The 14,399-nt window shown below is 59.0% G+C and carries 9 protein-coding genes and 1 riboswitch; all 9 genes read left to right on the top strand.

Annotation, left to right across the window (positions count from 1 at the left end):
• Window positions 1–12: 12 nt before the first annotated feature.
• Window positions 13–126, bottom strand: a riboswitch (SAM riboswitch).
• 341 nt (window positions 127–467) lie between these two features.
• The 9 genes from IEW18_RS06570 (at window position 468) to IEW18_RS06530 (ending at window position 14,296) form a co-directional block, all read left to right on the top strand.
• Window positions 468–1,607 (top strand): OmpA family protein, encoded by a 1,140-nt coding sequence (locus tag IEW18_RS06570; protein ID WP_188557033.1) that lies wholly within the window; start codon window positions 468–470, stop codon window positions 1,605–1,607.
• 394 nt (window positions 1,608–2,001) lie between these two features.
• Window positions 2,002–3,138, top strand: a complete 1,137-nt coding sequence (locus IEW18_RS06565; protein WP_188557032.1) for an alkene reductase — start codon at window positions 2,002–2,004, stop codon at window positions 3,136–3,138.
• Window positions 3,139–3,325: 187 nt separating this feature from the next.
• On the top strand, window positions 3,326–4,312 hold the full coding sequence (locus IEW18_RS06560) for an SDR family oxidoreductase (protein WP_188557031.1): 987 nt from the start codon (window positions 3,326–3,328) through the stop codon (window positions 4,310–4,312).
• Between the two features lie 450 nt (window positions 4,313–4,762).
• A complete protein-coding gene (locus tag IEW18_RS06555; protein WP_188557030.1) occupies window positions 4,763–5,362 on the top strand; it encodes a gluconate 2-dehydrogenase subunit 3 family protein in 600 nt (199 codons plus the stop codon).
• 144 nt (window positions 5,363–5,506) lie between these two features.
• Window positions 5,507–7,198 carry a GMC family oxidoreductase gene (locus IEW18_RS06550; protein WP_188557029.1) on the top strand — a complete coding sequence of 564 codons (1,692 nt, stop codon included), beginning with the start codon at window positions 5,507–5,509 and terminating at the stop codon, window positions 7,196–7,198.
• 107 nt (window positions 7,199–7,305) lie between these two features.
• Window positions 7,306–8,643, top strand: a complete 1,338-nt coding sequence (locus tag IEW18_RS06545; RefSeq protein WP_188557028.1) for a family 1 glycosylhydrolase — start codon at window positions 7,306–7,308, stop codon at window positions 8,641–8,643.
• A gap of 191 nt (window positions 8,644–8,834) precedes the next feature.
• On the top strand, window positions 8,835–9,758 hold the full coding sequence (locus tag IEW18_RS06540) for a bestrophin family protein (protein ID WP_188557027.1): 924 nt from the start codon (window positions 8,835–8,837) through the stop codon (window positions 9,756–9,758).
• Window positions 9,759–10,224: 466 nt separating this feature from the next.
• The gene (locus IEW18_RS06535) at window positions 10,225–12,465 is read left to right on the top strand and encodes a T9SS type A sorting domain-containing protein (protein ID WP_188557026.1); all 2,241 of its coding nucleotides are present in this window, start codon (window positions 10,225–10,227) and stop codon (window positions 12,463–12,465) included.
• Window positions 12,466–12,850: 385 nt separating this feature from the next.
• A complete protein-coding gene (locus tag IEW18_RS06530; protein ID WP_188557025.1) occupies window positions 12,851–14,296 on the top strand; it encodes a M16 family metallopeptidase in 1,446 nt (481 codons plus the stop codon).
• The last annotated feature ends 103 nt before the right edge of the window (window positions 14,297–14,399 follow it).

Raw genomic sequence — 14,399 nt, 5'->3', positions numbered from 1 at the left:
ATGCGCGCCTTGTTCTTATCTTCTTCCAAACCGCCCAAACGGCCTGGAAAGGGAATTAGCACCTTGTTTTATTTCAGGTTGCTAAGACGTCGTCGGGCCCAATCCCTCGGTCTTTCTGGATAAGTAACAAGGCGAAGATACGGCAGGAATCTTCAACTTTCAATCTGGGAGGCTAGGGTAGGGGCCCGGCTCCCAGATTTGGGGGCGGAAGCAATGCCCGCCTGCCCGTCCGTCGTGCGGGGCCTCGCGAAATATCTTGCATGCATATGCTGCTCGGAAGTACCACCGCCGCCCCTCGGGGTGCCTGGCCGGGGCGGCGCCTGGCGGGCGGCGGGGTTCTTCTTCCGGCCCAGTATATAGGCGTAGCGAATTGCTTCGTTGAGTAGAGCGAGCCTGCTCGCTGAATAATAGTTGCGCAGTCTGGCCGGCTGTTCATCTTGCGGTCAATACCTTATCCGTCTACTACTATGCTATCCTCCTGTCTGCTTCGAAAACTCCTAACGGGCTGTTTTTGCCTGGGCACGGGCCTAGCTTGGGCCCAACACCAAACCGGCACGGGCCTGCGCGGACAGTACTACGCGGGCAAGCAGTTCGAGAAGCTGGTGCTCACGCGCACTGACGGGGCCATCGACTTCAACTGGACCGTTGGCCCCGGTGGTAGCCATTTTGTGTCGCCGGGGCCGGGGGTGCCGGGGGAGTATTTTTCGGTGCGCTGGGCGGGCCACGTGTACGCACCCGTGACGGGAGTGTACACCTTCCAGATTGCCACCGACGACGGCATGCGCGTGTGGATTGGTGGGAAGAAAGTGCTGGATTCCTGGCACGATCAGCCGGTAACCCGCTCCACTACCCATCTGAAGATGAAGGCCGGCGGCTATTATGCCCTCCGAGTGGAATACTACCAGAGCGACCGGGATTCGCGGGCGCTGCTGGCCTGGCAACTGCCCGACCTGAACACGTTCACCGACCCGGTACCCATTCCAACGGCAAATCTGTACTCCACCTTGCCCGCCACTGTTTTACTGTTGGTAGAGGCTACCCCACCCAAGCCCAAGGCAGCAGCGGCTCCGGTTGCGGCGGCACCGCCCCCGGCTCCCGGTAGGCCCAAGCAGCCGGTTCGGCCGCCTACCAGCCCCGCGCCCGTGGTAGCTGCCAAACCCCGGCCAGCCCTGGTACCGGCAGCAACCAACGCAGTTCCCGCCAAAGCCGCCCCAGTTCACGCCGATACCCTACCCGCCGAGCTGCCTGACTTAACGGCGCTCAGCAAAGGCGCGGCCGTCACGCTGCCCAACCTCTACTTCACCCAGAGCACGGCGGCGCTCCTGCCCAGCTCGCGCCCTATTCTTAACGCTCTGGCCCGTACCCTGCGCGAGCAGCCCGCCATGCGGCTGGAAATAGCCGGCCACACCGATAACGTCGGCGAAGCCGCCCTGAACCTGCGCCTCTCCGAGCAGCGCGCCCGGGTGGTGCGGCAGTACCTGGTGCAGCAGGGTATTGATTCAGTGCGGCTTACGGCTCACGGCTACGGCAGCACCAAGCCGATAGCCGATAACCGCGACCCGCAGCAGCGCCCCCGCAACCGGCGGGTGGAGGTAGTGGTGCAGTAGACAGAGCCTGTATATCATAACTATTTCTCGCTGGGTCGGTGAACAGCAGCCGTTTTGCTACTCATCTATACCTAAAAACAGCGTCATGCAGAGCCGGAGGCGAAGCATCTCACTCGAATCGGTGGGTTGCCAGCGCAACTTCAGTCCGCGAGATACTTCGGCTGCGGCTCGGCATGACGTTCTCTTCGTTTGCTGTTCACTCTGCGGAGCGGGGGTGCCGCTGGTCTGGGTTGCCAGCATGACGTTCCCTTCTCTCGCCAGCCACCTATCTTCCCTCGCGCCGCTCGGAAGGACAGTTTTGCTTTTCGGCAGCAAACTGAAAACATTAGTGTATAGACATCAGTTGATGGGTGCTGAAACGGTACATCCCTGTTTCTTATACAGCGACTTCATCATGAGCCAAACCCCCAATCTGTTCACGCCCGTGCAAGTGGGCGCGCTTTCCCTGCCCAACCGCTTTGCCATGGCGCCCATGACGCGCAGCCGGGCCACCAACGACGGCAACGTGCCCACCGACTCGGTAGTGAAATACTACGTGCAGCGGGCTACGGCCGGCCTTATCATCTCGGAAGGCTCGCAGGTGTCGCCCCAGGGCGTGGGCTACATCAACACGCCCGGCATTTATTCCCAGGAGCAGGTAGCCGGCTGGAAGAAAGTAACCGACGCGGTGCACGCCGCAGGGGGCCGCATTTACATCCAGCTCTGGCACGTAGGCCGCGTGTCGCACCCCTTCTTCCACAACGGTGAGCTGCCGGTTGCTCCCTCGGCCATCAAGCCGGAAGGCGCCAAGGCCTTTACGGGCCAAGGCTTTGAGGACGTGCCCACGCCGCGCGCCCTGGAGCTGAGCGAAATTGCCGGGGTAGTCGACCAGTTCCGCCAGGCCGCCCGCAACGCCAAGCTGGCTGGTTTTGATGGGGCCGAAATCCACGGGGCCAACGGCTACCTGCTCGACCAGTTTATTCAGGACGGCTCCAACCAGCGCACCGACGAGTACGGCGGCAGCCTGGAAAACCGTACCCGCTTCGTGCTGGAGGTAGTGCGGGCGGTGGTGGACGAGCTCGGCGCCGACCGGGTGGGCATCCGCCTCTCGCCCCAGGGCAGCGCCAGCATCCACGATTCAGACCCGGTACGCACCTTCAGCTACGTAACCGAGCAGCTCAATCAGTTCAACCTGGCCTACCTGCACGTAATTGAGGCCCTGCCCGGCCACCCGATGGCCGCCAAGCCCGGCGTGCCGGCTGTTGCCGCGCACCTGCGCAACATCTTCAAGGGCACGTTCATTTTGAACGGGGGCTACACCCACGAAACCGCCGATAAGGCCCTGGCCAACAACGAAGCCGACCTGATTGCCTTCGGCGTGCCCTTCATTGCCAACCCCGACCTGGTGGAGCGCTTCCGCATCGGGGCGGCCCTCAACACCCCCGACCCCAGCACGTTCTACGTGCCCGGCGACAAAGGCTACATCGACTACCCCTCCCTGCAAGACCAGGGCGCGGACGTGAAAGAGCCCGTTGACTACCAGAACAACTAACGGGCATACGTCAGTCCGTTTCCGAAAAACCCGCTCTGGCATAAGCCAGAGCGGGTTTTTTATGTTCTGGCCTAACCTCATCCCCGGCCTCCTTTCTTTCTACCTGAGGAGAAGGGCTGGGGGAGGGGTTAGCTGTTGAGGTCGGAATCTGCGTAAGCAACCAACTCAACCATAAGCATACGACCCCATGGCTGCCAAGAAAGCTTCTGCTGCTACCCCTGCTTCCCAGAAAACTCCCGCTGAAAAACTGGCGGCTACCCCGGCTGCCAAGAAAGCAGCGGCTGCCACCGAGGCGCCCAAGCCCGTAAAGCGGCCGACGGCCAAGGAAATGAAAGAGCACGCGCAGAAGCTGCCCTACCCGGCCCGGCAAGCCGATATGAAGCTGCAGCCGGCCATGGATTTCTCCACGTACCGGGCCGCGGGCAAGCTGCAGAACAAAATTGCGCTGGTGACCGGGGCCGACTCCGGCATCGGGCGGGCCGTGGCTGTGGCCTTTGCCATGGAGGGCGCCCACGTGGCGGTGCTCTACAACGAAAACACCGTGGATGCCGAGGAAACCAAGCGCCTCGTGGAAGCCCAAAACCGCCGCTGCCTGCTGCTCCAACTGGACGTGCGCGACCCGGAACAGTGCAAGCAAGCCGTGCGCCTGACCCGCAAGGAGTTGGGCGGCCTCAACATCTTGGTCAATAATGCGGCCTTTCAGATGAGCGCCGAAAAGTTCGAGGACATTTCCGAAGAGCAGATTCGGCGCACTTTCGATACCAATATCCTGGGCTACATCTGGCTGGCGCAGGCCGCTATTCCGCACCTGCAGCAAGACGACTGCATCATTAACACGGGCAGCATTGTGGGCCTGACGGGCATCCCGATTCTGGTAGACTATGCCTGCACCAAGTCGGCCATTCATGCCCTCACCAAAAGCCTGGCTACCTACCTCGGCGAGCGAGGAATCCGGGTGAACTGCGTGGTGCCCGGCCCGGTCTGGACGCCCAATATTCCGGGGACCATGCCGCGGGAAGAAATTGAAAAGTTCGGCTACGAGGTGGCCCTGGCCCGCCCCGGCCAGCCCGAGGAGCTGGCCCCGGCCTATGTGCTGCTGGCCTCCCAGGATGGCTCGTTCATGACCGGCTCCCTGGTACACGTGACGGGCGGCAAAATGAGCAGCGACCAATAAGAAGCATGAATTGGGAAAAGCGGCGGTTGAGCGGAGTTTCCGGTAGCCCTCCTGAGGTAGAGAAGCGACCCTCGTAGCGGCGCCAACCTACAGTCCGCGGCTTGGCGCCAGAGCCAATCATGCTTGTACAGGCAACCTACCTGTCATTCCGAGCGCAGCGAGGAAGCTGAGTCTGGCCGTTGCATGGTAAACTCAGCTTCTTCGCTGCGCTCGGAATGACAACATGAACTCCGAAGTCCAGCGGAGCAAACAACCAGCCGCGGACTACCGGTTGGCGCCGCCACGGGGGCCGCTTCTCTGCATCGGATCGGGAATTGAGGGCCGCCGGAATGAAAAGCGCCTGATTTTCAAGCCAAGTAGGCGCTTTTATTGTTGAGTAGAAACCTTGCGCTGGCCTAGCTCGTCAGTAAGGCTACGTTCTTCTGTTTCACTGGCTGACTTCCGACCCGAATGGCTTCCCCTCACTACCCCGACGGCACCGTGCGCGCCCTGCTCCAGACCGACCTCGTGACGGAAGCTACCCGCGCCGCCTTGCTGCCTCGCCTAGATACCTCGGTGCACCCGCCCCAGTTCTTCGACGAGGCTACCTATCAGCTGCTGCGGGCCGTAGCCGCGCGTATTTATCCCCAGCCCGAGCGCCCAGAGCCTATCGAGCTGGCCCCGGTAGTGGATAAGCGGCTGGCTCAGGGCGACTCCGACGGCTGGCGCTATGATGCCATGCCGCCCGATCGGGAAGCCTACCGCCTGGGCCTGGGAGGCATCAACCAGGCCGCCCAGGCGCTATTTCAGCGGCCTTTCGTGCAGCTGCCCGAACCTGAGCAAGACCAGATTATAGCGGCCGTCGCCAACGGTACGGCCCCCGGCGAAAACTGGCAGCACCTGCCCATCGACCGGTTTTTTGAAGAACTGCTGGCCGAGCTAACGGAGGACTACTACTCGCACCCACTGGCTCAGGAGGAAATCGGCTACGTGGGCATGGCCGACGTGTCCGGCTGGCACCACCTTGAGCCCAATCAACTAGAAGCCCGCGAGCCGGAGGCGGCAAAGTAGTGAGCTGGTGAACTAGTGAGTTTTTGTGCTACCGGCCTGAACCGCGCTGATGGCGCCCTACCCGCCGGTGGCCCGAAAAACCCACTAGCCCAGCATCTTACCAGTTTACTACCCCGCCTAACCACTCAATTACTACCTCTCTTTATGCCCGACGAAGAAGTTCTGGAGGAAGGCGTTCTGAACCCCGTCAAACCGGAAATACAGGATCCTTTGCTGAAAAGCATCTTGGCCGAAAACGCTGGCTTGCTGGCCGAAGCCCCCGTGGAGCTGGAGCAGCCTGCCCCCTTGCCCGACCCCGTGGATGAGGTGGACTGCGTAGTTATTGGCACCGGGGCCGGTGGTGCGCCCCTACTGGCCCGCCTGGCCATGGCCGGCCTGAAGGTAGTGGCCCTGGAAGCCGGTCCCCGCCGCGACCCTACCCGCGACTACGCCACCGACGAAAAAGCCCAGCACTTCCTGTTCTGGAACGATGAGCGCCTATCGGCGGGCCGCAACCCGGTAGCTTTTGGCAACAACAACTCCGGTACTGGTGTGGGCGGCTCCACGCTGCACTACACCGCCTACACCCCGCGCGCCCACCGCGGCGACCTGCGCCTGTTCACTGATTTTGGCAAGGGGGTCGATTGGCCTTTCGGCGTGGAGGAATTGGAGCCGTATTACGAGGAACTGGAGCACTTTCTGGGTATCAGCGGGCCCACGCCCTACCCCTGGGATGCCAAGCGCCGCACGGGCTACCCCCTGGTGCCGCTACCCTTGAACGGGGCCGCCCTGCTCATGCAGAAAGCCTGCGCGGACTTGGGCATCCGAACCTCACCGGCTGCCAATGCGGCGCTGTCGGCGCGCTACTACCAGGAAGGCATTGGCTGGCGCGAAGCCTGCACCAATCGGGGCTTCTGCCAGGCTGGCTGCAACCGCGGGGCCAAAGCCAGTATGGACGTTACCTTCCTGCCCCTGGCCGAAGCCCACGGCGCTGAAATCCGGGCTGAGGCTTATGTAACGGAAATTGAGCGCGACGCCCGGGGCCGCGTAACGGCGGTAGTGTACACCCAGCACGGGGAGCAAAAACGCCAGCGTTGCCGCCACCTGTTTCTGTGCGCCGGGGCCGTGGAAACACCCCGCCTACTGCTGCTCAATGAGCTGGCCCTTACCAGCGGGCAGGTGGGCAAGAACTTTATGGCCCACCCCGGCATGCAGGTGTGGGGCACCTTCGAGGAGGATATCCGACCTTACAAAGGCATTCCGGGCGGGCTGATTTCGGAGGACACCCACCGGCCCCCGGATGCTGATTTTGCGGGCGGCTACCTGCTGCAAAGCATTGGTGTAATGCCCGTTACGTTTGCCTCTCAAATGGCTCGCAAGCGTAAGCTCTGGGGTCAGCCCCTGCGCGACTACATGCGCAGCTACAACCATACTGCCGGCATCAACATCCTCGGCGACTGTCTGCCCCACGACAACAACTTCCTGGAGCTGGCCGAGGAAAAGGATGTGCGCGGTTTGCCCAAGCCGCGCGTGCACTTCACGGCCCAGGAAAACGAGCAGCGCATGAACGCCCACGCCGAAAAGCTGATGCGTCAGATTTGGGAAGCGGCCGGCGCCCGCGACATCTGGGCTTTTGAGCGCTATGCCCATACCATTGGTACCGCCCGCATGGGCCTCTCCGGCGACGATGCCGTGGTAAATGCCGAGGGCCGCGCCTTTGATGTGCCCAACCTCTACATCTGCGACAACTCCGTGTTCCCCAGCGCCCTCAGCGTCAACCCGGCCCTCACCATCATGGCCCTGAGCCTGCGTACCGCCGACAAATTTCTGGCTGCCCAGCAGCGGCTGGATAGATGATTCCTGTTGTCAGGTGCCAGCTGTCAGTTGTCAGCGTATGCCCACTTCCAACGCACTCTGGACCAACAACTGCCAATCAACCCCCGACCCCTGACAACTATTGCCCCATGGCCAAAAGCTTTTTAACGCACATCAAGGACAACTTCGGCGACGGCCTGTACGAGGGCGACGAGTACGGCGGCGCGGCGGGGCACGATGGCAGCGGCCTACCCACCGGCAACGCGGGTAACTTCATGTTTGCCACCGGAATTGAGTGTTCTTACCCCACTATTGCGGGCGGCACCATCCGGCGCGACTTGCTGGCCGAAACCGACCACTACGCCCGCTACAAGGAAGACCTGGCCCTGGTTAAGGAGTTGGGGCTCAAGGTGCTGCGCTATAATCTACCCTACTACCTTATTCATCAGGCGCCGGGCCGGTTCGACTGGGAGTTTGCCGATAAGGCCATGGCCGAAATCAAGCGCTTGGGTATCACGCCCATTCTTGACCTGATGCACTTTGGGGTGCCCGACTGGATTGGCAACTTTCAGAACCCGGAGCTGCCGGTGCACTTTGCGGAGTACTGCGGCGCCGTGGCCCGGCGCTACCCCTGGGTGCGCTTTTACACTCCCGTAAACGAGATTTACGTCACGGCCCGGGCTTCCGCCAAGGATGGTATCTGGAACGAGCAGCTCAAGGACGACCGGGCCTTTATTACGGCCATGAAGCATATTGCGGCGGCCAGCATCATGGGCAACCAGCAGATTGCCAAGTACCGCCCCGACTGCGTTATCGTGCAAAGCGAATCGGCGGAGTATGTGCACGAGATGCGCGCCGTGCCCACCCCGGAAATCTGTTTGCTGAATAAGCTGCGGTTCCTGTCCCTGGACTTGCTCTACGCCCATCCCATCGACTCGGAAGTGCTGATTTACTGCCTTGATAACGGCCTGACGCGTCAGGAACTCGACTGGTTTATGGCCGGTGAGCCACCCGGCTACCAAATCATGGGCAATGACTACTACGGTCGTAACGAGCGGATTATCAAGCCCAACGGCGACTGGTGCGCGGCCGAAGATGTGCTGGGCTGGTACACCATGACGCGCCAGTACTACGAGCGGTACCGCAAACCCGTGATGCACACCGAAACCAACACCTTTAACGCCAAAGACGCCGAGTGCTGGCTCTGGAAGCAGTGGGTCAACGTGCAGCGCATCCGCCAGGATGGCGTGCCCGTCGTTGGCTTCACCTGGTACAGCCTCCTCGACCAACTCGACTGGGACATCAGCCTGGCCGAGAAGCGCCTGGCCGTTAACGCCTGCGGCCTCTATGACCTCGACCGGAAAATCAGGCCGGTGGGGGAGAGTTACAAGATGATGATCCGCGAGTTTGGTCAAATCACCATCATGCCCCACGGCGAAATGTTTGAGTTTACGACACGGCCGGCTACCCTGAAGGTGGAAAAATAGGCACGGCCGATTTCGTCCGGCTGGCTACGAGTCTACCCCGCTGTAAATCTGGGATTTGCCCTCGGTAGTGGGGTAGTGTTTTTTCGTAAAAGCAGGAAATAGTCCGGAAAGCTCAACCACCCAGCAAGGCAAAAATAACCCTAACCTAACTCGACCATTTGGCGTTGCAGGCCCACCTAAATGGCTCTGCAATGATTGTTTATAAACCTGGGGAATGGTGGAAAGCCCTGTGGCATTTTCACACGTCGGAAGTTATCAAGCTGCTGCTGTTCCGCGTGGCCATGGTGGGGGTTTATGGCACGGCCATCGCCACTACCACCCTGAAGTTTCACGCCCTCAACCTGACTATCGGCAGGGAGTACTTTTCCTTTCTGGGCATTATGCTAAGCCTGCTGCTGGTGTTCCGCACCAACACGGCCTACGACCGGTACTATGAAGGGCGGCGGCTATGGGGCCAATTGGTGTCGCACTGCCGGGGAGTAGCCATGGAGATTAACGCCGTGCTGCCGCGCGACGCGGTGGCCAGTCGGCGCTACTTCGCGGCCCTGATTTCCAACTTCCCGCTGGCACTGAAGGGCACTCTGCGCGGCCGCGTCAACTTCGATCAGCTGGAGGCTACCCCCGACATCATGGAGCGCCTGCACACCACCGAAAGCGTGACCACCTGCCTTGTGGCCGTACTGCAGGAAAGCCTGGAGCAACTGCGCCAAGTTGAGATTATTACCCCTACCCATCTGCTCACCATCAAGCCCCACTTGCTGGGCATGATGGAGGTGAACGGCTCCTGCGAGCGAATCAAGGCCACACCTATTCCCTTCTCGTACAGCTTTTTCATCAAGATGTTCATTACCATCTTCATTGCCATCATGCCCATTGTGCTAGTGAGCACCACGGGCTATTTCATGGTGCCCATCACCATGATTGGAGCCTACGTGATGCTGGGACTGGAAATGATTGGCACCGAAATAGAACAGCCCTTTGGCCTAGACAGCAACGACTTACCCATTTCGCAGATAGCAAACCGCATCCGGGTGAGCGTGCACGATGTGCTACGGGTAGAGCTTCACGAGCAAAAAAAGAAGCTGCCTGCCGTGCCCTACAGCATTATCCACTAGGCTGCTCAGGCTGCCTTACTGTGAGTTCGTGGCGGTGCGTTCGAAGACGCTGATATGAGCCTCATTTAGAAAAAGGCAGCCGCACAAGTGGGACACAGTGTATTGTAAATGTAGAATAATGAAGAAATTTTTATAGGCTGGGAGTGCTAATATTTGTGTTATATGATATAAGAAAAGTTATAAAAAAATAGGCTGTAACATGAACTAAATTGTTTTTGGGAAAATGTAGTCCCATTTTGGTATGCATAGTGTATATGGTATTATTAAGATACAATAGAAAAATATTTGAAAAAAAGGCAGCCTTATCCAAGGTCGACCGTATATGCGCCCACAACTGACCGAGCCTAGTACAGTATAGGCCAACTGGTTTGGGAAAATTTTCAATTAACTCAATAGCTACTTGTTTGCAGTGAACACACTTACTCCTTTTCTCTCCTCTTCCCAATGTTGGAATACCAGAACGCTCATGCGTGCTTTTCTGGCTTTTCTAGCTTTCTTCCTACTAGTAGGCTCTTCCTACCGGGCCGCTGCTCAGGATAATAGCAGCATCACTGGCAGCACAGTTATCATTGACCGCGGTAGTGGAAACGAAACATTTGGCGGCAAGGGCGGCTTACCTAGCCCTGCCTTCGGCGGAGCCAACCTAGGCACCTTCGATATCACCAGCTTTACGACCACACTGCTGCTGAATGGAGGCACGATAGCCACCACCGAGTCTAACCCGGATGTTATTAATGGTGCTCGGCTTCTGTACAGAATTCGCCTTTCGAACAGCACCACAAATATTTCAACTGGCACTATCACGCTCACGCAGACTAGCGTCAACGGTGGTACCCGCACCTTTGCGGCCACTACTGGCAACGTTAACGTGCTCAACGGACTGACCTCTGGCTCTTACACACTGAGTGTGCAATTCGCGGCGGATGGCAGCAACTCCATTTCGGGGGATGACTTTACCATCTCGGACCCGCCTACCACGTTCTACCGGGCTAGCTTCACCGTAACCGGTACCCGCCCTACTGAGCCGCCAACGTCTACTACCTGGACGGGTGGCAAGAACGATAACTGGTTTGATGCCGCTAACTGGACGAACGGTGTGCCAAATCCTGGTAAGGATGCTACTATTCCGGACTTCGGCTCGGGCTCTACGGTGCAGTACCCCAACATCTATAGCAACGCCATTAAGCCTAACAGCACCACGACTACCCGCATCCAGAATGCCGATGGTACCTTCCGCGACGTGGTTACGCCGGTAGAAGGCTACAACAACACTGGTTCGGGTCCGGCCCAAACCCGTGACCTGATTATGCAGGGCAGCAGCCAAGCTCAGCGCTCCATCACGCGTTTGGTAGTAGGCAACCTAGAGGTGTACCGCAACTTCAGCAACATCCAGGATAGCTTCATTCAGCGCGAAAACACGACAATAACCTTTGCCGGTACTGATCAGGAAATTAGCGGTTCAGCTTCAGGCTTTGTGAACATTGTAATTGCCGGCGGCGGCACCAAAACGCTGGTTCGCAACTTTGCCGTGCAGCCCGGCGGCACCCTGCGCTTTACTAGCGGTATCCTGTCTACCAACATCCGTGACGTAAATACCTCGTTTGTAGAGTTGTTCCCTGCTACTGTAGCGGCGGGTGTAGTCATCCCGGCCGGCCGTATCATTGGCGAAACGGACGCTACCTACCTGCGAGGCTTCGTAAAGATTTCTCAGGCCACTGGCATCAATACGCCCCAGGACTTCGGCAACATTGGCCTGACGCTGACTTTTGCCGGCAATGACCCGGGTGTAGTAACTGTAACCCGCAACACGGGCGAAAACTACCCCTCCATTAATAACGGCGCCAACGCCCGCCCCAGCATCCGTCGCATCTTTGGGGTACGGCCGGCCGACCAGCAGACGAACAATGGTGGCCTGAGCGCAACCATGGTGTTCCGTTACCTGGATAACGAAACGCGTAACCTCGCCAACAACAACCAGTCGCTGAATGAGAACAACCTAGCGCTGTTCGTTTCTACCTCGTCGGGCGACGTGTTTGGCCAGCTAGGCCGCGACGCTCTCAACACGACTACCAACGAACTGACCAAGAACAACGTCCGCACCTTCGCTACCTTCACCCTCAGCGAAGCAACCGAGCCCCTGCCCGTAACCCTCACGGCGTTTGATGCCAAGCGCACGAATCAGGATGTGGTTCTGACCTGGCAGACGATTATGGAGCTGAACAGCAAAGGCTTCGAGGTGCAGGTATCCAATGATGGCCGCACGTTCCGGACTCTGACTTTTATCCCGAGCGTTACACCCAACAGCGAGCGGCTGCGCACTTACCGCTACGAGGACAAGGAAGGTAGCAAGAGCGGCATGCGCTACTACCGTTTGCGCCAGATTGACCTGAACGGCACTGAGCACTTCTACGGTCCAAAAATTGTGAACTTCGGGGGCGCGCAGCAGTCGGGCAAAGTGGCTACTGCCTTCCCTAACCCTTTCACGGATGCCCTCTACCTGACCATGGACGCCAACGGTGCCAGCGAAGCCAACCTAACCCTGGTTGACCTCACCGGCCGCGTGATTCGGCAGCAGCGGGTAGTACTGAGCGCCGGCTCCAACAGCGTGGCCCTCAACAACCTCACTGACCTGCAGCCCGGCGTATACCTGTTGCGCTTAGCCAAATCGGGCAACGCAACAGAAACCATACGGGTAGTAAAGCAATAACCAGTTTCGCTGCTAGCGCCAAAAACCCACCAGCTTGTCTTCTGAGAAGGCAGGTTGGTGGGTTTTCTCTTTTACATATAGGTGTACAGCTGGCTTACATAGGTATAGTACAGGAGATGATGCCTGTGAGTGGAGTGCTTTGCCGCCAACTAAGGCGCCCGGGCTTGCCTGAGCTACCAGCTGTTTTTGCCTGCCCAGCCTGCGGGTGGACATTGCTTACGCCACCTGATCATTCGTTTCATTGACCAAAAGCGGCCGGCTAGGTCTGATGATACCTGGTTGGTTGATTATCTATTTTTCTTATATAGGGTAGGATTAATTCTTTGCGGAAGATTGTGTAGGTTAAGGTCGATTCCGGATACTTCACCCTTTCTACTCGCTGATTATGAAGCCAATTACTCCACGAAGTTATGCGCTGGGCTGGGGCGCGGCCTTCCTGCTGACCCTCGGAGCCTGCAGCCCTAAGACTACTTCCGTCGCCACCACAAGCACGACCCCGCCGCCCACGGCCGAGGCGGCGCCGGCAACTCCGTCGGCGGCGGCGTCCTTCCAGATTCCGGTGGAATATTATACCCTCCCGAACGGGCTGAAAGTTGTCCTCTCTCCCGACCATACGGCGCCCACGGCTACCGTGGCGGCCTACTATAACATTGGGTTTCGCAACGAGCCCCGCAACCGCACCGGCTTTGCCCACCTCTTCGAGCACCTGATGTTTCAGGGCTCCCAGAACCTTGGCAAAATGGAGTTTATTCAGCTGATTCAGAAAAACGGCGGCATTCTGAACGGCTCTACCCGCTTCGACTTTACCAACTACTTCGAGGTAGTGCCCGCCCACAAGCTGGAAACCATGCTCTGGGCCGAGGCCGACCGGATGCGCGGCCTCGCCATCAACCAGGCCAACTTAACCAACCAGCAGGGGGTAGTCAAAAACGAGGTGCGCGTGAACGTGCTTAACCAGCCCTACGGCGGCTTTCCGTGGCTGGACATGCCCCAGTACGCCAACAAAAACTGGAACAACGCCCACAACTTCTACGGCGACCTGAAGGACCTCGACGCCGCTACCCTGGAAGACGCCCAACAGTTCTTCAAAACCTATTACGCCCCCAACAACGCTGCCCTAGCTGTGGTCGGCGACTTTGAGCCGGCTGAGGCCAAGGCTTGGGTTGAGAAGTACTTTGCGGGCATTCCGGCCGTAGCGCAGCCGCCCAAGCCCGACCTCACGGAGCCCCGTCAGGAAAAGGAGCAGCGCTTCACCAAGGACGACAAGCTGGCAACTAAGCCGGCCCTGGCTTTTGCCTACCACATGCCCGAGCGTAACACCCCTGAGTACTACGCCCTTATCCTGCTCGACCAGATTCTGCTCCAGGGCAAAGACTCGCGCCTCTACCAGGCCATGGTGCAGAAGCGCGGCCTCACCGACGACGTGAGCGGGGGCATCAACTACCTGGGCAACGCCTTTAACTACGCCGGCCCCATGCTTTGGATGGGCAACCTGACCTACGACCAGACCGTGAAATCGGACTCCGTCGTGAGCGTGCTCGACCAGGAAATCAACCGTCTGGCCCGGGGCGGCATCGACCAGTCGACCCTGGATTTGGCGGTGGTGAAGTTGCGCTCCAACCTCTATGATCAGCTTTCCGGCTCCGACAACTTCGGCCGCGCCGATATGCTGGCCTCCTTCGCCCTGTTTGACAACAACCCGGCCCGCATCAACACCTTGGAAGGCGAGTTTCGCAAGGTTACGCCGGCCGTAATGCAGAAGACCATTCAGGAATACCTGCGCCCAACCAACCGTACGGTTCTCATTGTCAATCCGCTGGCTAAGAGCTAGTAGGTGGTAGTGCGAAGCTCCAGCTTCGCGCATCGTTCAACGAGTAGCATCTACCACGTTCAACTGCCGCAACGATTTGCGAAGGTTCAGCTTCGCGCTACAT

The organism is Hymenobacter glacieicola (genome assembly GCF_014640315.1).
In the GTDB taxonomy this organism is placed as follows: Bacteria; Bacteroidota; Bacteroidia; order Cytophagales; family Hymenobacteraceae; genus Hymenobacter; species Hymenobacter glacieicola.
This window is presented reverse-complemented; position numbering and strand designations above follow the sequence as displayed.

What these genes read in the sequence shown, in the direction of transcription:
- IEW18_RS06550 (WP_188557029.1), top strand. Translation starts at nt 5,507, where the DNA reads ATGCCCGACGAAGAAGTTCTGGAGGAAGGCGTTCTGAACCCCGTCAAA.
- IEW18_RS06540 (WP_188557027.1), top strand. Translation starts at nt 8,835, where the DNA reads ATGATTGTTTATAAACCTGGGGAATGGTGGAAAGCCCTGTGGCATTTT.
- IEW18_RS06535 (WP_188557026.1), top strand. Translation starts at nt 10,225, where the DNA reads ATGCGTGCTTTTCTGGCTTTTCTAGCTTTCTTCCTACTAGTAGGCTCT.
- IEW18_RS06555 (WP_188557030.1), top strand. Translation starts at nt 4,763, where the DNA reads ATGGCTTCCCCTCACTACCCCGACGGCACCGTGCGCGCCCTGCTCCAG.
- IEW18_RS06560 (WP_188557031.1), top strand. Translation starts at nt 3,326, where the DNA reads ATGGCTGCCAAGAAAGCTTCTGCTGCTACCCCTGCTTCCCAGAAAACT.
- IEW18_RS06545 (WP_188557028.1), top strand. Translation starts at nt 7,306, where the DNA reads ATGGCCAAAAGCTTTTTAACGCACATCAAGGACAACTTCGGCGACGGC.
- IEW18_RS06565 (WP_188557032.1), top strand. Translation starts at nt 2,002, where the DNA reads ATGAGCCAAACCCCCAATCTGTTCACGCCCGTGCAAGTGGGCGCGCTT.
- IEW18_RS06570 (WP_188557033.1), top strand. Translation starts at nt 468, where the DNA reads ATGCTATCCTCCTGTCTGCTTCGAAAACTCCTAACGGGCTGTTTTTGC.
- IEW18_RS06530 (WP_188557025.1), top strand. Translation starts at nt 12,851, where the DNA reads ATGAAGCCAATTACTCCACGAAGTTATGCGCTGGGCTGGGGCGCGGCC.